This is a genomic window from Pseudomonas sp. P5_109 (assembly GCF_034009455.1).
Lineage (GTDB): Bacteria > Pseudomonadota > Gammaproteobacteria > Pseudomonadales > Pseudomonadaceae > Aquipseudomonas.
This window is the reverse complement of the sequence record NZ_CP125380.1, coordinates 5314162-5333506: the sequence shown is the minus strand read 5'-3', so window position 1 is coordinate 5333506 and position 19345 is coordinate 5314162. Positions and strand designations below refer to the sequence as shown.

The 19345-nt window shown below is 60.2% G+C and carries 20 protein-coding genes; all 20 read left to right on the top strand.

All coding sequences use genetic code 11. From position 1 onward, the window contains the following. The first annotated feature begins 8 nt into the window (after positions 1 to 8). The 20 genes from fabG (at position 9) to QMK54_RS23460 (ending at position 19185) form a co-directional block, all read left to right on the top strand. Positions 9 to 749 carry a 3-oxoacyl-ACP reductase FabG gene (gene fabG, locus QMK54_RS23555; RefSeq protein WP_223591095.1) on the top strand — a complete coding sequence of 247 codons (741 nt, stop codon included), beginning with the start codon at positions 9 to 11 and terminating at the stop codon, positions 747 to 749. 196 nt (positions 750 to 945) lie between these two features. Beyond that, positions 946 to 1182, top strand: a complete 237-nt coding sequence (gene acpP, locus QMK54_RS23550) for an acyl carrier protein (protein ID WP_003175607.1) — start codon at positions 946 to 948, stop codon at positions 1180 to 1182. A 111-nt stretch (positions 1183 to 1293) separates the two neighbouring features. Beyond that, the gene (fabF, locus tag QMK54_RS23545; RefSeq protein WP_007977050.1) at positions 1294 to 2538 is read left to right on the top strand and encodes a beta-ketoacyl-ACP synthase II; all 1245 of its coding nucleotides are present in this window, start codon (positions 1294 to 1296) and stop codon (positions 2536 to 2538) included. Next, positions 2538 to 3353, top strand: coding sequence for an aminodeoxychorismate lyase (gene pabC / locus QMK54_RS23540; protein WP_223591097.1), 816 nt, complete (start codon positions 2538 to 2540; stop codon positions 3351 to 3353). The genes fabF and pabC overlap by 1 nt, the downstream gene beginning before the upstream one ends. A 3-nt stretch (positions 3354 to 3356) precedes the next feature. Continuing rightward, a complete protein-coding gene (gene mltG, locus QMK54_RS23535) occupies positions 3357 to 4586 on the top strand; it encodes an endolytic transglycosylase MltG (RefSeq protein ID WP_223591099.1) in 1230 nt (409 codons plus the stop codon). A gap of 19 nt (positions 4587 to 4605) precedes the next feature. Beyond that, complete coding sequence (gene tmk, locus QMK54_RS23530) at positions 4606 to 5238, top strand: dTMP kinase (RefSeq protein WP_110663211.1); 633 nt, start codon at positions 4606 to 4608, stop codon at positions 5236 to 5238. Next, positions 5231 to 6217: a DNA polymerase III subunit delta' gene (locus QMK54_RS23525; RefSeq protein WP_320401438.1), complete on the top strand. Its 987-nt coding sequence runs from the start codon at positions 5231 to 5233 to the stop codon at positions 6215 to 6217. Before tmk ends, QMK54_RS23525 begins: the two co-directional genes overlap by 8 nt. A 65-nt stretch (positions 6218 to 6282) precedes the next feature. Next, positions 6283 to 7068, top strand: a complete 786-nt coding sequence (locus QMK54_RS23520; protein WP_110661222.1) for a TatD family hydrolase — start codon at positions 6283 to 6285, stop codon at positions 7066 to 7068. Between the two features lie 342 nt (positions 7069 to 7410). Next, positions 7411 to 8049: a TetR/AcrR family transcriptional regulator gene (locus QMK54_RS23515; protein WP_008050425.1), complete on the top strand. Its 639-nt coding sequence runs from the start codon at positions 7411 to 7413 to the stop codon at positions 8047 to 8049. A gap of 137 nt (positions 8050 to 8186) precedes the next feature. Beyond that, positions 8187 to 9155, top strand: coding sequence for a GTP 3',8-cyclase MoaA (locus tag QMK54_RS23510; RefSeq protein WP_110661221.1), 969 nt, complete (start codon positions 8187 to 8189; stop codon positions 9153 to 9155). A gap of 262 nt (positions 9156 to 9417) precedes the next feature. Beyond that, a complete protein-coding gene (locus QMK54_RS23505) occupies positions 9418 to 10026 on the top strand; it encodes a DUF4823 domain-containing protein (protein ID WP_320401437.1) in 609 nt (202 codons plus the stop codon). 16 nt (positions 10027 to 10042) lie between these two features. Continuing rightward, on the top strand, positions 10043 to 10603 hold the full coding sequence (locus tag QMK54_RS23500) for a DUF1285 domain-containing protein (RefSeq protein ID WP_320401436.1): 561 nt from the start codon (positions 10043 to 10045) through the stop codon (positions 10601 to 10603). A gap of 192 nt (positions 10604 to 10795) precedes the next feature. Continuing rightward, entirely contained in the window at positions 10796 to 11512 is a 717-nt protein-coding gene (locus tag QMK54_RS23495) for a FadR/GntR family transcriptional regulator (RefSeq protein ID WP_056727210.1), read from the top strand. Between the two features lie 45 nt (positions 11513 to 11557). After that, a complete protein-coding gene (locus tag QMK54_RS23490; protein ID WP_223591106.1) occupies positions 11558 to 12433 on the top strand; it encodes an SMP-30/gluconolactonase/LRE family protein in 876 nt (291 codons plus the stop codon). A gap of 273 nt (positions 12434 to 12706) precedes the next feature. Continuing rightward, positions 12707 to 13525, top strand: a complete 819-nt coding sequence (locus tag QMK54_RS23485; protein ID WP_223591108.1) for an SDR family oxidoreductase — start codon at positions 12707 to 12709, stop codon at positions 13523 to 13525. Positions 13526 to 13667: 142 nt separating this feature from the next. Then, positions 13668 to 14672, top strand: coding sequence for a substrate-binding domain-containing protein (locus QMK54_RS23480; RefSeq protein WP_110662397.1), 1005 nt, complete (start codon positions 13668 to 13670; stop codon positions 14670 to 14672). A gap of 65 nt (positions 14673 to 14737) precedes the next feature. Then, the gene (gene araG, locus QMK54_RS23475) at positions 14738 to 16276 is read left to right on the top strand and encodes an L-arabinose ABC transporter ATP-binding protein AraG (RefSeq protein WP_110662396.1); all 1539 of its coding nucleotides are present in this window, start codon (positions 14738 to 14740) and stop codon (positions 16274 to 16276) included. A 12-nt stretch (positions 16277 to 16288) separates the two neighbouring features. Next, positions 16289 to 17257, top strand: coding sequence for an L-arabinose ABC transporter permease AraH (gene araH, locus QMK54_RS23470; protein WP_223591171.1), 969 nt, complete (start codon positions 16289 to 16291; stop codon positions 17255 to 17257). A 219-nt stretch (positions 17258 to 17476) separates the two neighbouring features. Continuing rightward, positions 17477 to 18190, top strand: coding sequence for a GntR family transcriptional regulator (locus QMK54_RS23465; protein ID WP_223591112.1), 714 nt, complete (start codon positions 17477 to 17479; stop codon positions 18188 to 18190). Beyond that, positions 18187 to 19185: an ADP-ribosylglycohydrolase family protein gene (locus QMK54_RS23460; RefSeq protein WP_320401435.1), complete on the top strand. Its 999-nt coding sequence runs from the start codon at positions 18187 to 18189 to the stop codon at positions 19183 to 19185. Before QMK54_RS23465 ends, QMK54_RS23460 begins: the two co-directional genes overlap by 4 nt. The last annotated feature ends 160 nt before the right edge of the window (positions 19186 to 19345 follow it).

Here is a 19345-nt window from a genome sequence, read left to right as displayed (position 1 = left end):
AAACTTGCATGAGTCTGCAAGGTAAAGTTGCACTGGTCACCGGTGCAAGCCGTGGCATCGGCCAGGCTATCGCCCTGGAACTGGGTCGTCAGGGCGCCATCGTCGTCGGTACCGCGACCTCCGCGTCGGGTGCCGAACGCATTGCCGCCACCCTGAAGGAAAACGGTATTCAAGGCACTGGCCTGGAACTCAATGTCACCAGCGACGAGTCCGTGGCAAGTGTCCTGGCGAGCATCCAGGAGCAGTTCGGTGCGCCGGCGATCCTGGTCAACAATGCCGGTATCACCCGCGATAACCTGATGATGCGCATGAAAGACGACGAGTGGCATGACGTTGTCGATACCAACCTGAACAGTCTGTTCCGCCTGTCCAAGGGCGTTTTGCGTGGCATGACCAAAGCCCGTTGGGGCCGAATTATCAGTATTGGTTCGGTTGTGGGTGCCATGGGCAACGCAGGCCAAGTAAACTACGCTGCCGCCAAGGCCGGTCTGGAAGGTTTCAGCCGTGCTCTGGCGCGTGAAGTCGGTTCGCGTGCGATTACGGTAAACTCGGTGGCCCCAGGGTTCATCGATACCGATATGACCCGTGAACTTCCCGAGGCGCAGCGTGAAGCCTTGCAGACGCAGATTCCGCTGGGTCGTCTGGGGCAAGCTCAAGAGATCGCGTCCGTGGTCGCTTTTCTTGCGTCGGACGGTGCGGCTTACGTTACCGGAGCTACAATCCCGGTGAACGGCGGGATGTACATGTAATTCAAATGTGACGGATTGCTTCAAAAAAATGTCATACGAGCTGTCTAAAATCCGTTATAAAGCTGCAATCTATTTATAGGCAGAGGGTCACCGGGTTCGAGGAGTGAAGCTTTCAGTTGAAAAGCTGAAAAGCCTTTCTATACACTTACCCACTGGCCAGCTGCCTGAATTTGTCCATTAGGAGTGAAAACAAGGTATGAGCACCATCGAAGAGCGCGTCAAGAAAATCGTTGCTGAGCAACTGGGCGTTAAAGAAGAAGAAGTGGTCAACACTGCTTCCTTCGTTGAAGACCTGGGTGCCGACTCCCTTGACACCGTTGAGCTGGTGATGGCTCTGGAAGAGGAATTCGAGACCGAAATCCCTGACGAAGAAGCTGAGAAGATCACTACTGTACAAGCTGCAATCGACTACGTTACTAGCCACCAGGCGTAATAGTTTGTAATCGTTGCTCGCTGTCATGGAAAAACCGCACTGCCATCACGGCGTGCGGTTTTTTCTTTAGGCCTGATGCAAAGTCGTCATTTGAAAAAAAAGGAGAGTGCTGTGTCGCGTAGACGCGTCGTAGTCACCGGTATGGGTATGTTGTCGCCACTGGGCACGGATGTGCCGAGCAGCTGGCAGGGCATTCTGGCTGGCCGCAGTGGCATTGGTCTGATCGAACACACCGACCTTTCTGCCTATTCCACCCGTTTTGGCGGCTCGGTAAAGGACTTCAATGTCGAGGAGTACCTGTCGGTCAAGGAAGCCCGCAAGCTCGACCTGTTCATTCAGTACGGTCTGGCCGCAGGTTTTCAGGCGGTACGCAATTCCGGTCTGGAAGTCACTGATGCCAACCGTGAGCGTATCGGCGTGGCCATGGGCTCGGGTATTGGCGGTCTGACCAATATCGAAGAAACCGCCCGCACGCTGCACGAGACCGGCCCACGACGGATCTCTCCGTTCTTCGTGCCAGGCTCGATCATCAATATGATTTCCGGTTTCCTGTCCATCCACCTCGGTGCACAGGGACCCAACTATGCCATCGCCACGGCCTGTACCACCGGTACTCACTGCATTGGCATGGCGGCCCGCAACATCATGTACGACGAAGCCGACGTGATGATTGCCGGTGGCGCCGAGATGGCCGCTTGCGGCCTGGGCATGGGTGGCTTCGGTGCCTCCCGCGCGCTGTCGACCCGCAACGACGAACCAACCCGCGCCAGCCGTCCATGGGACAAGGGCCGTGATGGCTTCGTATTGTCCAACGGTGCCGGTGCGCTGGTGCTGGAAGAACTCGAGCACGCCAAGGCGCGTGGCGCGACCATCTACGCCGAGTTGATCGGCTTTGGCACCAGTGGCGATGCCTACCACATGACCTCGCCGCCAGCCGATGGCGCGGGTGCTGCGCGCTGCATCACCAATGCGCTGCGCGATGCCAAAATCAATGGCGATCAAGTGCAGTACATCAACGCCCACGGCACCTCGACTCCCGCAGGTGACCTCGCTGAAGTCAACGCGATCAAGTCGGTGTTCGGTGAGCATGCCTACAAGCTGGCCGTCAGTTCCACCAAGTCCATGACCGGCCACTTGCTGGGCGCGGCGGGCGCGGTCGAAGCGATCTTCAGCGTGCTGGCCATCAATAGCCAGGTAGCGCCGCCGACCATCAACCTCGATGAGCCGGACGAAGGCTGCGACCTCGATTTCGTGCCGCACACGGCGCGCAACATGGATATCGATGTGGTCGTTTCCAATTCCTTCGGTTTTGGCGGCACCAATGGCTCGCTGGTGTTCCGCCGGTTCGCCGGCTGATGGACAGCTGGGTCGACGGTCAGCCGGCTGACGCTTTGTCGCTGAAGGATCGCGGCCTGGCTTATGGCGACGGTCTGTTCGAGACCATCGCCGTGCGTAACGGGCAGCCGGTGTTGCTGGAGCGACACCTGTCGCGCCTGGCGGATGGCTGTTCGCGTCTGGCAATGACTGCCGATCATGAGTTGGTCCGTAGCGAACTGCTGGCCTATGCCGCAGCCCTGGGTGACGGGGTGCTCAAGCTCATCCTCACCCGCGGCGACGGTCTGCGCGGTTACGCCCCGGATCCTTCGGCCCAGGCCCGACGCATCCTGCAAGGCAATCCACCCGCGGCTTATCCTGCAGTGCATGGCGAGCAGGGTGTTCGTTTGTTTCCTTGCGCCACGCGATTGTCCAGGCAGCCATTGCTCGCCGGCCTCAAGCACCTGAATCGTCTTGAACAAGTCCTCGCCCGTGCCGAATGGCAGGACACCGAGCATGCCGAAGGCTTGATGCTCGATCAGGCCGGGCGCGTGATTGAAGGCGTGTTCAGCAATTTGTTCCTGGTGCGTGATGGTGTACTCATCACCGCCGACCTCAAGCGCTGTGGTGTGGCCGGCGTGATGCGTGCCGAAATATTGTTTCAGGCCAAGTCGCTGGGAATCTCCACGCAAATCACCGATATTCCCCTCGAACAGCTGCAATGGGCTGACGAAGTCTTTGTCTGCAACAGCGTGTATGGTATCTGGCCGGTGCGCGCCTATGCTGCTCTTCACTGGCCGGTTGGGCCGCTCACCCGTAAACTCCAAACCATTGCCCGTGTGCTACTGGATGCTTGATACGTGAGACGTAAACTCTTGCTGCTGCTGGAAACCGGAGTGGTTCTGGCGGGGCTGCTGTTGGGTGCTTCAGCCTGGAAAATTCATTCGGCGCTGGTACAGCCGCTGAACATTGCCCAGGAACAATTGCTGGATGTGCCCAAGGGCACCACGCCGACCCGCACCTTCTATCGACTCGAAGCCAATGGCGTCATCAAGGACGCATTCTGGCTGCGTGTGTATTGGCGCTTCAATCTCGCCAAACAACCCCTGCACAGCGGCGAATATCGCCTGCAACCGGGTATGACTGTCGAAGGCCTGATCGACCTGTGGAAACGCGGGGAAATGGTTCAGTACAGCCTGACCCTGGTCGAAGGCTGGAATTTCCGTCAGGTCCGCGCAGCGCTGGCCAAGGAAGAGAAGCTCGATCATGACCTCAACGGTTTGAGCGATAGCCAGGTCATGGACAAGCTTGGCCACAGCGGGATTTTTCCGGAAGGGCGCTTCTTCCCTGACACCTATCGCTATGTACGCGGGATGTCCGATCTCGAGTTGTTGAAGACCGCTTACGACCGTCTTGACGAAGTGCTCGCCAAGGAGTGGGAGCAGCGCGCCGCCGATGCGCCGTACACCGAACCCTATCAGGCGCTGATCATGGCCTCGCTGGTGGAAAAGGAAACCGGCGTACCGCAGGAGCGCGGGCAGATTGCCGGTGTGTTTGTGCGACGCATGGCGATAGGCATGCTGCTGCAGACCGACCCGACAGTGATCTACGGCCTCGGCGACCGCTACAGCGGCAAGCTGACCCGGGCTCACCTCAGGGAGTCGACGCCCTATAACACCTACATGAATGCAGGCCTGCCGCCGACGCCGATCTCCATGGTCGGGCGCGAAGCCATCCATGCGGCGCTCAATCCGGTGGAGGGCAACAGTCTTTACTTCGTGGCGCGCGGTGATGGTACGCATGTGTTCTCCGACGACCTGGATGCCCACAACAATGCGGTGAAGGAGTTCCAGCTCAAGCGTCGCTCCGATTACCGCTCCAGCCCGGCGCCCGCTACCACGGCAGAGACACCGCCAACCCAGGCTGAGCAGGCGGGTACGCAGGAGGCCAGGGCTTCGCAGGAGACGCCGATCCCGGCCGCTTCGCCGAACACCGCTCCCGAGGCGCTGCCGCAGGTACCGCCGCAAGATCCTGCGCCGGCCCCTGAAACGCCGGCCGCCGATGCAAGCGCGGCGAAAAGCTCGCAATGACTCTGACTAAGGACTGCCTGTGACTGGCTTGTTTATTACTCTGGAAGGCCCGGAAGGCGCCGGCAAGAGCACCAATCGCGAATACCTGGCCGAGCGCTTGCGCGCCGCCGGCATCGAGGTGGTGCTGACCCGCGAGCCGGGTGGCACGCCGTTGGCCGAGCGCATCCGTGAAGTGCTGCTGGCTCCGGTCGACGAAGTCATGAACCCGGATACCGAGTTGCTGCTGGTGTTCGCGGCGCGTGCCCAGCACCTGGCCGAGGTGATTCGCCCGGCGCTGGCCCGGGGTGCCGTGGTCTTGTGTGATCGTTTCACCGACTCGACATACGCCTACCAGGGTGGTGGTCGCGGCTTGTCGCTGGAGCGCATCGCGGCCTTGGAAACCTTCGTTCAAGGTGATCTGCGGCCGGACCTGACGCTGATTTTCGATCTGCCTGTCGAGGTGGGTCTGGCCCGCGCCAGTGCTCGCGGTCGCCTGGATCGCTTTGAGCTCGAAGGCCGGACCTTTTTCGATGCCGTACGCAATGCCTTCCTCAAGCGGGCCGAGGCGGATCCGGCGCGTTATGTGCTGGTCGATGCTGCCCAACCGTTGGCACAGGTCCAGCAATCGCTGGATACCTTGCTGCCGCGCCTGCTGGAGTTGAGCCGTGGCTGAGGCCTATCCGTGGCAGGAAAGCCTCTGGCAGCAACTGGCCGGTCGCGCCCAGCATGCACACGCCTATCTGCTGCATGGCCCGGCCGGGATCGGCAAGCGCGCACTGGCCGAGCGCCTGATGGCCCGCTTGCTGTGCCAGCGCCCGGTCGCGCTGGAAGCGTGCGGCGAATGCAAATCCTGCCTGCTGCTCAAGGCTGGTAGCCATCCGGATAACTACATCCTGGAGCCGGAAGAAGCCGACAAGGCGATCAAGGTCGACCAGGTTCGCGACCTGGTCGGTTTCGTGGTGCAGACCGCGCAGTTGGGCGGGCGCAAAGTGGTGCTGATCGAGCCGGTCGAGTCGATGAACATCAACGCCGCCAACGCCTTGCTCAAAAGCCTCGAAGAACCGTCCGGCGATACCGTTCTGTTGCTGGTCAGCCACCAGCCGAGCCGCTTGTTGCCAACCATCAAGAGTCGCTGCGTGCAGCAGGCCTGTCCGCTGCCGGGCGAGGCCATGAGCTTGAAGTGGCTGGCCGAGGCTTTGCCGGAGTGTTCCGAAGAAGAGCGCGTCGAACTGCTGACGCTGGCCGCCGGTTCGCCACTGGCGGCGGTCAATCTTCAAGCCCAGGGCGTGCGTGAACAACGCTCGCAAGTGGTCGAAGGGGTGAAAAAGCTCCTCAAGCAACAGCAGTCGCCAACGCAACTGGCCGAAGAGTGGAAGAGCATTCCGATGCTGCGCCTGTTCGATTGGTTCTGCGATTGGTCGAGCCTGATCCTGCGTTATCAGTTGACCCAGGACGAAGCCGGCCTCGGCCTGCCCGACATGCGCAAGGTCGTGCAATACCTGGCGCAGAAAAGCGCCCAGGGCAAAGTCCTCGATATTCAGGACTGGATACTCGCCCAGCGCCAGAAAGTCCTGAGCAAAGCCAACCTCAACCCGGCCTTGCTGCTGGAGGCATTGCTGGTGCAGTGGGTGTCGTTGCCTGGCCAACGATGACTGTCAGCGCCTAGACTCCGAGTAACCCGACCGTCCCACCCATTCGATACAAGTTGCAGCCCTTTATGCTCGTAGATTCCCATTGTCACCTTGATCGCCTTGACCTGGCCGCCCACGACGGCTCCCTGGACGCTGCCCTGGATGCCGCCCGACAGCGCGGGGTAGGGCACTTTCTGTGTATCGGCGTCAGCGCGGACAACGCAGCCGACGTCAAGGCCCTGGCCGAGCGTTATGACGACGTCGACTGCTCTGTGGGCGTACACCCTCTGGATTTGCAGCCAGGCGCCGCGCCGGCGCTGGACTGGCTGTTGCACGAGCTCAATCACCCGCGGGTCGTCGCCATTGGCGAAACCGGCCTTGATTACCACTACGAGCCGGAAGCGGCAGAGTTGCAGCAGGAGTCCTTCCGCCTGCACCTGCAAGCGGCGCAGCAGACCGGCAAACCGGTGATCATCCACACCCGTGGCGCTCGTACCGATACCCTGGACTTGCTGCGTGAAGCGGCGCTGCCCCAGGCGGGCGTATTGCATTGCTTTACCGAAGACTGGGAAATGGCCAAGGCTGCGCTGGACATGGGCTATTACATTTCCCTGTCCGGGATTGTCACTTTCCGCAATGCCGATGCGTTGCGCGATGTGGCCAGCAAGGTGCCTGCCGACCGCTTGCTGGTGGAAACCGACTCGCCGTACCTGGCGCCGATCCCTTATCGCGGCAAGCCAAACCTGCCGCAGTACGTGCGTGAAGTTGCGGAATTTCTGGCAATGTTGCGTGGTGAGCCCTACGAGCGGTTTGCCGAGCAGACCACCGCCAATTTCAAGCGGCTGTTCCCGCTGGCACACGTAAAAGGTTAAATCGCAGGCAAAAAAAACCCGGGTTCTGGGGGGTGAATCCGGGTTAAGACCATTAGGAGTAAAACAATGGCACGCGGTCCGTTGGTACCAATATCGGCGTAACACTTGGGGGAGATGTCCCGCCGACAGTTCAAGTATTGATCAGGATTGCGCCTCGTCCAGTTTAGCGGCCCGGGTTTTTAAACATATTTGGAATACGTGCGCTTCGGAAGAGTTCTCATCAACCTGTAAACGTACGCGGAATGACCAGAAAGCGCAGATATGGTCGGATGATCCGTGCATTTTTGCGTAAGTTAGGCATAATACGCGGCTTCGAATTTTGACCCCGACAGACCTTTTCTTATGCATAAAGAACCCCGTAAGGTCCGTGAATTCCGTCGCCGCGAGCAGGAAATTCTCGATACCGCGCTCAAGCTGTTCCTCGAACAAGGTGAAGACAGTGTCACCGTCGAGATGATTGCTGATGCCGTCGGTATCGGTAAAGGCACGATCTACAAGCACTTCAAATCCAAGGCGGAAATCTATCTGCGCCTGATGCTCGACTACGAGCGCGATTTGAACGAGCTGTTGCATTCGGCCGATGTCGACAAGGACAAGGAAGCCCTATCCCGGGCCTACTTCGAATTCCGCATGCGCGATCCACAACGCTATCGCTTGTTCGACCGCCTCGAAGAAAAAGTGGTCAAGGGCAACCAGGTGCCGGAGATGATCGAGGAGCTGCACAAGATCCGTGCCTCGAACTTCGAACGCCTGACCCTGCTGATCAAGGGCCGGATCAGCGAAGGCAAGCTCGAAGACGTGCCGCCTTACTTCCATTACTGCGCGTCCTGGGCGCTGGTGCACGGTGCCGTGGCGCTGTATCACTCGCCGTTCTGGAGCAATGTGCTGGAAGATCAGGAAGGTTTCTTCCAGTTCCTCATGGATATCGGCGTGCGCATGGGCAACAAGCGCAAGCGCGACACCGACACTTCCGGCAGCTGAGCCATTCAGTTGCCTTATTGCGCCATGATTTCGCTACTTGGCGCAGTGCCGCAGGAATATACTCAGGTAGAGGACTTGCTAAAACTTGATTTCTGAGTCAAGTTTTAGCAGCCCGATATTCTTCCGCCGGAGTAACCATGATCGTTGACCGTCAAGGCAGGCGTTTTCGCAACTTGCGAATCAGCCTGACCTCAGCCTGCAATTACGCCTGTACCTACTGCGTGCCCAACGGCAAGCGGCTGGTGGCTGCGCAGGATGAGTTGTCGGCCGAAGCCATGGCGCGCGGTGTGGCTTATCTGATTGAAGCGGCGGGGATCGAGCGCCTGCGCATTACTGGCGGCGAGCCGCTGGTCAGCCCGAAACTCGAAGCGTTCATGACGGCGGTCGGGCAGATGGGCCTGGAGGACATCAGCCTGACCACCAATGGCCAGTTGCTGGCGAAGAAACTGCCACTGCTGGTGAACGCAGGCATTCGGCGCCTCAACGTTTCCCTCGATACCCTCGACGCCAGTGCGTTTCGTGGCATTGCCCGGGGCGGCGACCTGGCCACCGTGCTCGACGGCATGAACGAGGCCAGTGCGGCCGGCATGAAGATCAAGGTCAACATGGTGCCGCTGCGCGGGCAGAACCTCGATCAAGTGATGCCGCTGCTCGACTACTGCCTGGAGCGCGGTTATGAACTGCGCTTCATCGAGCTGATGCGCATGGGCCACCTGGCCAACGATTCCAATGCCTTTTTGCAGCAGTTCGTCAGCCTCCAGCAGCTGCTGAGCCTGATCGGCGAGCGCTACGAATACCTGCAGGCGGATGCCCCGGTCGATGCGACGGCCGTTCGCTATGAAATTCCCGGCCAGGGCTATTTCGGCGTGATCGCCAACGAGAGCGTGCCTTTCTGCCGGACCTGTTCACGCTTGCGTTTATCTTCCACCGGGTGGCTGCATGGCTGCCTGTCGTCGAGCAATCGCCATTACATCGGCGACCTGCTGGACAAGCCGCGTCATCAAGCGCTGCCCGCGCTGCAGCGACTGCTGGTCAAAGCCTTGGGTGACAAGCAGGAAGTGGCATTCTCGGGCGGCGCGACTGTCATGAAGATTATCGGCGGCTGAACCGGACTTTGTGACTGGGAGCTTTTGTGGCGAGGGAGCTTGCTCCCGCTGGGTTGCGAAGCAACCCCAAAACCATTTCCAAGTTGCACCGGGCATAATGCATACAGCGGTTTACGACTGCTGCGCAGCCGAGCGGGAGCGAGCTCCCTCGCCACAGATCATCATTCGCAGTCCTGATATATAAACAGGCTCAAGGACTGGCGCGGAAGCTGCATCCAACGGCCATTCGCCGGTTTTCCGACACCGGCCTCTGGAGGATAGGATGCGTAGCCTGGTTTTGCTGCTGGCCGTTTTGGCACTTGGTGGCTGCATGAACATCAGCGATATGGCCGAAGGGACTCGTTACCATATGAGCGATGCGGGGCTGCTCGACCACAGCGACAGCCGTCGCGTAAACAACCTGCGCATCCAGCCGGACTCGTTCGTCTACATCGCCCAAGGCGTTTTCATGCCGCCGGGCAGCGTCGTTTACCCACGGCCCAACGTGATTGCCGAAGTCGCCTTCGATGGCTTCGTCGAATACTTCCCGATGGTCCGCCGTGCCCGTACGCCGGAAGGCCTCGACCAGGCCATGGGCGAAGCCCGTGCCGCCGGTGCGCACTATCTGCTCTACACCCGATTTGCCAAGTCTGACGACCGTATCGGCAACTCGGACGAGTGGCTGGACCAGGAAGCCCTGGATCGTCTTGGCATCGATAGCGGTATGATTCAGATCATGTTGATCGAGACCAGCACCCAGTATTTGATTGATACTGCGACCATCAAGAGTCGTGGCGGTTTACTGACGTTCCACGATAAAAAACCCGAAGACCTGATGGGCCCGCCGCTGGAACAATACGCGCGTAGCCTGCTGGGGCTCAGCGACCAGTAAAACCAAGGAGAACGCCATGAGTGGCCCGCAAAAAGCCAACGACCTGCTGGGGCAAATCCCCAAGACCAAAGGCTTGCCGCCGGTGCACCTGTGGAATCCCGATTTCTGCGGCGACATCGATATGCGTATCGCCCGCGACGGCACCTGGTACTACCTGGGCACGCCGATCGGGCGCAAGCCGATGGTCAAGCTGTTCTCCACCATCATTCGCCGCGACGGCGATGATTATTTCCTGATCACTCCGGTGGAAAAAGTCGGTATCAAGGTCGACGACGTGCCGTTCGTGGCAATCGCGGTGGACGTGGAAGGCGAGGGCGAGGCGCAGGTGTTGCGCTTTACCACCAACGTCGATGAAACCACCGAGGCCGGCGCCGAGCATCCAATGCGCGTGGTCATCGACCCGGTCACGCAGGAGCCAGCGCCTTACGTGCATGTGCGCAGTAATCTTGAGGCGTTGATTCACCGCAACGTGTTCTATCAATTGGTCGAGCTGGCGGTGAGTCGCGAGATCGACGGTCAGCGCTGGCTGGGTGTATGGAGCGGCGGCGAATTCTTCCCCATCGGTCTTGAGCCCTGACGCAAAACCCTGTGGGAGCGGGCTTGCTCGCGAAAGCGCCGGGTCAGCCGACATCGTTGTCGGATGTGACTCCGTCTTCGCGAGCAAGCCCGCTCCCACAGTAGATCTCTGTCGTTCTCTATAAAATCAAATTGACACTCAATCATATGATGATTAGCGTGAGCTTCCATCGCGTTCGACCTTGAGGTGTCCATGTCCAGCAGCTTTCATGCGTCGACGGTTGACTGGCTGGGATGCTGGCTCGCCACGGGGCAGGTCAAGCCGGGTGAGTCCCTCAAGGTCGAAGCCGACCTTGGCGAACAACTCGGCGTGAGCCGCACGGTCATCCGCGAAGCGATCAAGACCCTGGTTGCCAAAGGCATGCTCGAGGTCGGTCCGAAAGTCGGCACGCGGGTGTTGCCGGTGCGACGCTGGAACCTCTTCGATCCCCAAGTCGTCGGCTGGTTGTCACGCAGCGGCTTGCCGGAAAACTTCGTCGACGATTTGCTCGACCTGCGCCGCACCATTGAACCCATGGCCGTGCGCTGGGCCTGCGAGCGCGCAACCGGCGAACAAGTGAATGCAATCCTGCTGGCCTGCAACGCGCTGGAGCGTGCGGTGGACAGCGGCATCGATTACAACCGTGCCGACCAGTTCTTCCACGAGTGCATTCTCGCTGCCAGCCACAATCAATTCATCGAACAAATGGTTCCGGCCCTCGGCGCGTTGCTGGCGGTGGCCTTTGAAGTGTCCGCCGCCGACCCGGATGAATTGCGTCGCACCTTGCCGATCCACCGGGACCTGGCCGAGGCCATAGCGGCCCGTGATACCGCCCGGGGTGTCTGGGCCTGCATGACCCTGATCGATAACGCCGACCTGGCGATCAAGCGTTACTACCCGCAAGTCATGGCCGATAAAAAGGCCAGTTGAAAACAAAAAACCCCATATAAAAACAAGAACAATGCAGGAGGTTTCATGACGTTGACGGCGGTTACCGGACATCGGGCGAAACTGGGCGAAGGCCCGTTCTGGGATGCGCCCACCCAGGCCCTGTACTGGGTGGATATCGCCGGTAAACAGGCGTTGCGCTTGATCGGCGCCAACGTGCAGATCTGGCAGATGCCGGAGCACGTATCGGCGTTCATTCCCTGCGAAAGCGGCGACGCGCTGGTGACACTGAGCAGCGGCGTGTATCGGCTCGATCTCGACTCTCCAGGCCTGGAACCGCGCCTGACATTGTTCTGCGTGGCCGATCCGCAATCGGGCAACCGCCCCAACGAAGCTCGCTGCGACGCCCTGGGCCGGCTCTGGCTTGGCACCATGCAAAACAATATCGGAGAACACGGCGAAGACCTGCCCATCGTCCATCGTTCGGGTGGGCTGTTTCGCATCGATCGCGCCGGACGGGTTGTGCCGTTGTTGCGCAACCTGGGCATTCCCAACACGTTGCTGTGGAGCGATGACGCCACCAGCGTTTACTTCGGTGACAGCCTCGAAGGCACCCTGTATCGACATTTCATCCGTACCGACGGAGCCCTCGATGCGCCGCAAGTCTGGTTGGGTGCGCACGCGCGTGGCGGCCCGGACGGTTCGGCGATGGATGCCGAAGGTTTTATCTGGAATGCCCGTTGGGATGGCAGCTGCCTGCTCAGGTTGAACCCGGACGGCAAAGTCGATCGGATCATTGAACTGCCGATCAGTCGTCCCACCAGTTGCGTGTTTGGCGGCACAGACCTGAAGACCCTGTACATCACCAGCGCGGCAAGTCCGCTGGGCCATCCGTTGGATGGGGCCGTGTTGTCGATGCCAGTGGATGTGCCTGGAAAGCATTGCACGCGTTTCGCTGGATAGATCCCTAAATATGGGATGCAAATATATATATTGAGATTTATCGCGGGCCGGGTTTATAGTCGGCCTCACCAGGTACATGCACTCACACTTAAAAAAACAAAACAGGTGAAGTGATGCAGCGAAGTTCCCCCATGCTCCCTTGCGGAGACACTGCCTCAGGCCGTTTCCGAGCTGAAACGTTTACGCTTTCACCTGTTTCTTCCTTAACGCCTTTTGACCGGACATCGACAGATGCCCGGTTTTCGTCGTGTTTTCGAACAGGAGTCTTGATCCATGGCTGAACCACTGTCATTACCACCGGTACCCGAACCACCCAAGGGCGAGCGCCTGAAAAACAAGGTCGTGTTGCTGACCGGTGCCGCCCAGGGCATTGGCGAAGCGATTGTGGCGACCTTCGCGTCCCAGCAGGCCAAGTTGATCATCAGCGACATTCAGGCCGAAAAAGTCGAGAGAGTCGCAGCTCACTGGCGAGACAAAGGTGCCGACGTGGTGGCGATCAAGGCCGACGTGTCGCGTCAGCAGGATCTGCACGCCATGGCCAGGCTGGCAATCGACCTGCATGGCCGGATCGATGTGTTGGTCAACTGCGCCGGGGTCAACGTGTTCCGTGATCCGCTGGAAATGACCGAGGAAGACTGGCGTCGCTGTTTTGCCATTGACCTGGACGGTGCATGGTACGGCTGCAAGGCGGTGTTGCCGCAGATGGTCGAGCAGGGCATCGGCAGCATCATCAATATTGCGTCCACCCATTCCAGCCACATCATTCCGGGTTGCTTCCCGTACCCGGTGGCCAAGCACGGCCTGCTCGGCCTGACCCGCGCGCTGGGCATCGAATATGCGGCCAAGGGTGTTCGCGTCAATGCCATCGCGCCGGGCTACATCGAAACCCAGATCAACGTCGATTACTGGAACGGCTTCACCGACCCCCACGCCGAGCGCCAGCGCGCGTTTGACCTGCACCCGCCGCGCCGCATCGGCCAGCCGATCGAAGTGGCAATGACCGCCGTGTTCCTGGCCAGCGATGAAGCGCCGTTCATCAATGCCTCGTGCATCACCATCGATGGCGGACGCTCGGTGATGTACCACGACTGAGTGATCGGGCTTTCAGCCGCACTACTACGTCTGAAATCCAATCATCATACGATATGACTATTGGCAGTGCGGCTTTACCGCCCATTGGTTTACGAAGAACGCTTTCAAAGAACGCTCAAGAACAATAACAAGGAGTCAGCTTATGAATCGTCGTCATGCTATTCGTTCCCTGTGCTGTGCCGCGTTGGCGGTCTCGGCGGTCAGCCTGAGCAGCACGCTGCTGGCGGCCGAGGAAGTGAAAATCGGTTTCCTGGTCAAGCAAGCGGAAGAACCCTGGTTCCAGACCGAATGGGCCTTTGCCGAAAAGGCCGGGAAAGAGAAGGGCTTCACCCTGATCAAGATCGCCGTGCCGGACGGGGAGAAAACCCTATCCGCCATCGACAGCCTCGCCGCCAACGGCGCCAAGGGTTTCGTGATCTGCCCGCCGGACGTATCCCTGGGACCTGCGATCATGGCCAAGGCCAAGCTCAACGGGCTGAAAGTAATTGCGGTCGATGACCGTTTCGTCGATGCCAGCGGCAAGTTCATGGAAGACGTGCCGTACCTCGGCATGGCTGCGTTCGAAGTCGGCCAGAAACAAGGCAATGCCATGGCCACCGAAGCGAAGAAGCGCGGCTGGGACTGGAAAGACACCTACGCGGTGATCAACACCTACAACGAACTCGACACCGGCAAGAAGCGCACTGATGGTTCGGTGAAGGCGCTGGAAGATGCCGGCATGCCCAAGGACCACATCCTGTTCTCGGCCCTCAAGACTCTCGACGTACCGGGCAGCATGGACGCCACCAACTCGGCCCTGGTGAAACTGCCGAGTGCGGCGAAGAACCTGATCATCGGCGGCATGAACGACAACACCGTGCTCGGCGGCGTACGTGCCACCGAGAGCGCCGGTTTCGCTGCGGCCAACGTGATCGGCATCGGCATCAATGGTACCGACGCCATCGGCGAGCTGAAGAAACCCGACAGCGGTTTCTACGGCTCGATGTTGCCGAGCCCGCACATCGAGGGCTACAACACCGCGAGCATGATGTACGAGTGGGTCACCACCGGCAAAGAACCGGCGAAATTCACCGCCATGGACGACGTGACGCTGATCACCCGCGACAACTTCAAGCAGGAGCTGGAAAAGATCGGCCTGTGGAACTGACGGTCGTTTGATTTCAGCGGTGGCCCCGGCGACGGGGTCGCCTGATCGGTGTGAAGAGGTGGGTTATGCACGCGCAAACAAATACACAACCACACAGCGGCAGCTTGCGCTTCAACGGGATCGGCAAGACCTTTCCCGGGGTGAAGGCGCTGGACAACATCAGCTTTGTCGCCCATCCGGGGCAGGTTCATGCCTTGATGGGCGAGAACGGTGCCGGCAAGTCGACGCTGCTCAAGATCCTCGGCGGGGCCTACATACCCAGCAGCGGCGCCTTGCAGATCGGTGAGCGGACGATGGACTTCAAGTCCACCGCCGACAGCATCGGCAGTGGCGTCGCGGTGATCCACCAGGAGCTGCATCTGGTGCCGGAAATGACCGTGGCCGAGAACCTGTTTCTCGGGCATTTGCCGGCCAGTTTCGGCCTGATCAATCGCGGCACCTTGCGTCAGCAGGCACTGGCCTGTCTCAAGGGCCTGGCCGATGAAATCGACCCGCAAGAGAAAGTCGGGCGCCTGTCCCTCGGCCAGCGGCAACTGGTGGAAATCGCCAAGGCGTTGTCCCGGGGTGCCCATGTGATTGCCTTCGACGAACCCACCAGCAGCCTTTCGGCGCGAGAGATCGAGCGCTTGATGGCGATCATCGGCCGGCTGCGCGACGAGGGCAAAGTGGTGCTCTATGTCTCTCATCGCATGGAAGAAGTGTTCCGCATCTGTGACGCGGTGACGGTGTTCAAGGATGGGCGCTATGTGCGCACGTTCGACGACATGAGCCAGCTGACCCACGATCAACTGGTCACCTGCATGGTCGGGCGCGACATCCAGGACATCTACGATTACCGCCCCCGTCAGCGCGGTGCGGTGGCGCTCAAGGTCGACGGTTTGCTCGGGCCGGGGTTGCGTGAGCCGGTGAGTTTCGAGGTGCACAAAGGCGAAATCCTTGGGCTGTTCGGGCTGGTCGGTGCCGGTCGTACCGAGCTGTTGCGCCTGCTCAGCGGCCTGGCACGCAACAGCGCCGGACAGCTGAAGCTTCGTGGCCATGAACTGAAGCTGCGTTCACCTAGGGACGCGATTGCCGCCGGGATCCTCTTGTGCCCCGAGGACCGCAAGAAGGAAGGCATCCTGCCGCTGGCCAGCGTCGCCGAGAACATCAACATCAGCGCACGCGGCGCCCATTCCACCTTCGGCTGCCTGTTGCGTGGCCTGTGGGAAAAGGACAACGCCGACCAGCAGATCAGGGCGCTCAAGGTGAAAACGCCACACGCCGGGCAGCAGATCAGATTTCTTTCCGGCGGTAATCAGCAGAAGGCCATTCTCGGCCGCTGGTTGTCGATGCCGATGAAGGTGCTGCTGCTCGACGAACCCACCCGCGGCATCGACATCGGAGCCAAGGCCGAGATCTATCAGATCATCCATAACCTGGCGGCCGAGGGGATCGCGGTGATTGTCGTGTCCAGCGACCTGATGGAAGTGATGGGTATTTCCGACCGCATCCTGGTGCTGTGTGAAGGCGCGATGCGCGGCGAACTGAGCCGCGACCAGGCCAACGAATCCAACCTGCTGCAACTGGCTTTGCCGCGCCAACGCGCCGACGGCACGGCGAACTGAGAGGTGACTATGATGACAACCCAAAACAACACCCTGCCGACCACGCGCAAACCCTTGGATATGCGGCGCTTCCTCGATGACTGGGTCATGCTGCTGGCGGCCGTCGGCATCTTTGTCGCCTGCACCTTGCTGATCGACAACTTCCTCTCGCCGCTGAACATGCGTGGCTTGGGCCTGGCGATTTCCACCACCGGGATCGCGGCGTGCACCATGTTGTATTGCCTGGCGTCCGGGCATTTCGACTTGTCGGTGGGCTCGGTGATCGCCTGTGCCGGGGTGGTCGCGGCGGTGGTGATGCGCGACACCGACAGCGTGTTTCTCGGCGTCTGTGCGGCGCTGGTGATGGGACTGATCGTGGGGCTGATCAATGGCATCGTGATTGCCAAGCTGCGAGTCAACGCGTTGATCACCACCTTGGCGACCATGCAGATCGTGCGTGGCCTGGCCTACATCTTCGCCAACGGCAAGGCGGTGGGGGTGTCCCAGGAATCGTTCTTCGTCTTCGGTAACGGCCAGATGTTCGGCGTGCCGGTGCCGATCCTGATCACCATTGTCTGCTTCCTGTTCTTCGGCTGGCTGCTGAACTACACCACCTACGGGCGCAACACCATGGCCATCGGCGGCAACCAGGAAGCGGCGTTGCTGGCGGGTGTGAATGTCGACCGGACCAAGATCATCATCTTCGCCGTGCACGGCGTGATCGGTGCGCTGGCCGGGGTGATCCTGGCGTCGCGCATGACCTCGGGCCAACCGATGATCGGCCAGGGTTTCGAACTGACCGTGATCTCGGCCTGCGTGTTGGGTGGGGTGTCGTTGAGTGGCGGGATTGGCATGATCCGGCACGTGATCGCCGGGGTACTGATCCTGGCGATCATCGAGAATGCGATGAACCTGAAGAACATCGATACGTTTTACCAGTATGTGATTCGGGGTTCGATTTTGTTGTTGGCGGTGGTGATTGACCGCCTCAAACAACGCTGACCACCGAAGTCTGAAGGTACAGGTGATCTCCTGTGGGAGCGGGCTTGCTCGCGAAAGCGATCTGTCGGTGACATCGATGTTGGATGTGCTGACGTCTTCGCGAGCAAGCCCGCTCCCACAGTTGAACTGTGTCGACCGCTGGTCCTTGCGCCATTCCTTCCGTCACCTCCCTGAAATTTTTCTTGCCCGCCCGAACCCGTTTCGGTTATCACTTTGTACATGATTAGACAGGTACGATTTGACAAGAAACAACGGGTGGTCGACGAACTCATCCGGCGCATCGAAAGCGGCCTCCTGGAGGACGGCTTTCAGTTGCCGGGCGAGCATCAGTTGGCTCAGGAATTCAAAGTCAGCCGAGGCACTTTGCGTGAGGCCCTGGCCGAATTGAAACGGCGCAACTACATCGCGACGCAGAGCGGGGTGGGTTCCATCGTCACGTTTGACGGCGTGGTACTCGACCAGCGCAGCGGCTGGGCGCAGGCGCTGGCCGACAGCGGGGCGCTGGTCAATACCGAAGTGTTGCGGCTGGAGGCGGTAACCCGTCCTGATCTGCTGCCGCGTTTCGGCACCGACCAGTTCATCACCCTCGACCGTCGTCGCCGTTCCAATGACGGCACGCTGGTCTCTCTCGAACGTTCATTGATGCCCGCGACCGGCGGCCTGGAAAGCCTGCCGCGTGTGGGACTGATCGACAACTCCCTGACCATCACCCTGGCCGCCTACGGCTACATCGGTGAACGTGGCGATCAGTGGATCGGCGCCGAGCCATTGAATGCCGAGGATGCCGAGCTGCTGGGACGTCCGGTTGGCACGGTGTTCCTCAAGGCCTTGCGCACCACCTATGACCGGCAAAACCGTTTCATGGAACAGGTCGAAAGCCTGCTCGATCCCGTGCACTTCCGCCTGCACCTGCAATTTGGACATTCGAAATGACTGTGCTCAATCGTGCCCTGGGCGCGTTCTATGGCCTGGCCCTGGGCGATGCACTGGGCATGCCGACCCAATCCCTGAGTCGCGCACAGGTCCAGGCGCGCTTCGGCGAAATCACCAATCTTGAGGACGCCGGCCCCGATCAGCCGATCGCCGCGAACATGCCCAAGGGCTCGATCACCGACGATACCGAACAGGCCATCCTGGTCGGCCAGTTGTTGATTGATGGCAAGGGCAAGATCGAACCGTCGGTGCTCGCGCAACGCCTGATCGAATGGGAAGCCGTCATGCAGGCCAAAGGCTCGCAGGACTTGCTCGGTCCTTCGACCAAACGCGCCATCGAGATGATTCTCGCCGGTCATTCTCCGGAAGAAGCGGGGCGCTACGGCACCACCAATGGCGCGGCGATGCGCATTACGCCTGTAGGGATCGCGGCGAACGTCGCCAATCCGCAGCGTTTCATTGAGGCTGTCGTGCAGGCCTGTCAGGTCACTCACAACACCACGCTGGGGATCTCCAGCGCGGCGGCGGTGGCGGCGGTGGTGTCGGCCGGCATCAACGGCATGGACCTGGGCGAGGCCTTGAACCTCGGCCAGCAAATCGCCCAGCAAGCGGAAAGCCACGGTCACTGGGTGGCCGGTGGACGAATTGCCTCGCGCATCAGTTGGGCGCGCAGCATCAGCGTCGACAGTGACAATGGGCTGCTCGCCGATTTGCTGTACGACGTGATCGGCACATCGGTGGCTTCCCAGGAGTCAGTGGTGGTGTCGTTCGCCCTGGCCCAGCAAGTGGCCATCGGTGAAATGAACGCCTTCGATGCACTGTGCATGGCTGCCAGCCTGGGTGGCGACACGGACACCATCGCGGCGATCCTGGGCGCGATGCTTGGCGCCTGCCTGGGTCTTGAGAGCTGGCCGGTCGAGATGATCGACAAGATCAAGGTGGTCAATAAGCTCGAGCTTGAACCTCTTGTGATAGGGCTTCTTGCTTTGCGTTGACTGGACTGGCGCCTTCGCGGGCAAGCCCGCTCCCACAGGTACTGCATGTGCCTTGAGGTTTTCGCTTTCCCTGTGGGAGCGGGCTTGCTCGCGAAGGGCGCACCGCGCAATCAAGATTTTTCACGCGTAAAGGAGCGCACGAACTTGGCCAGGATGGCCG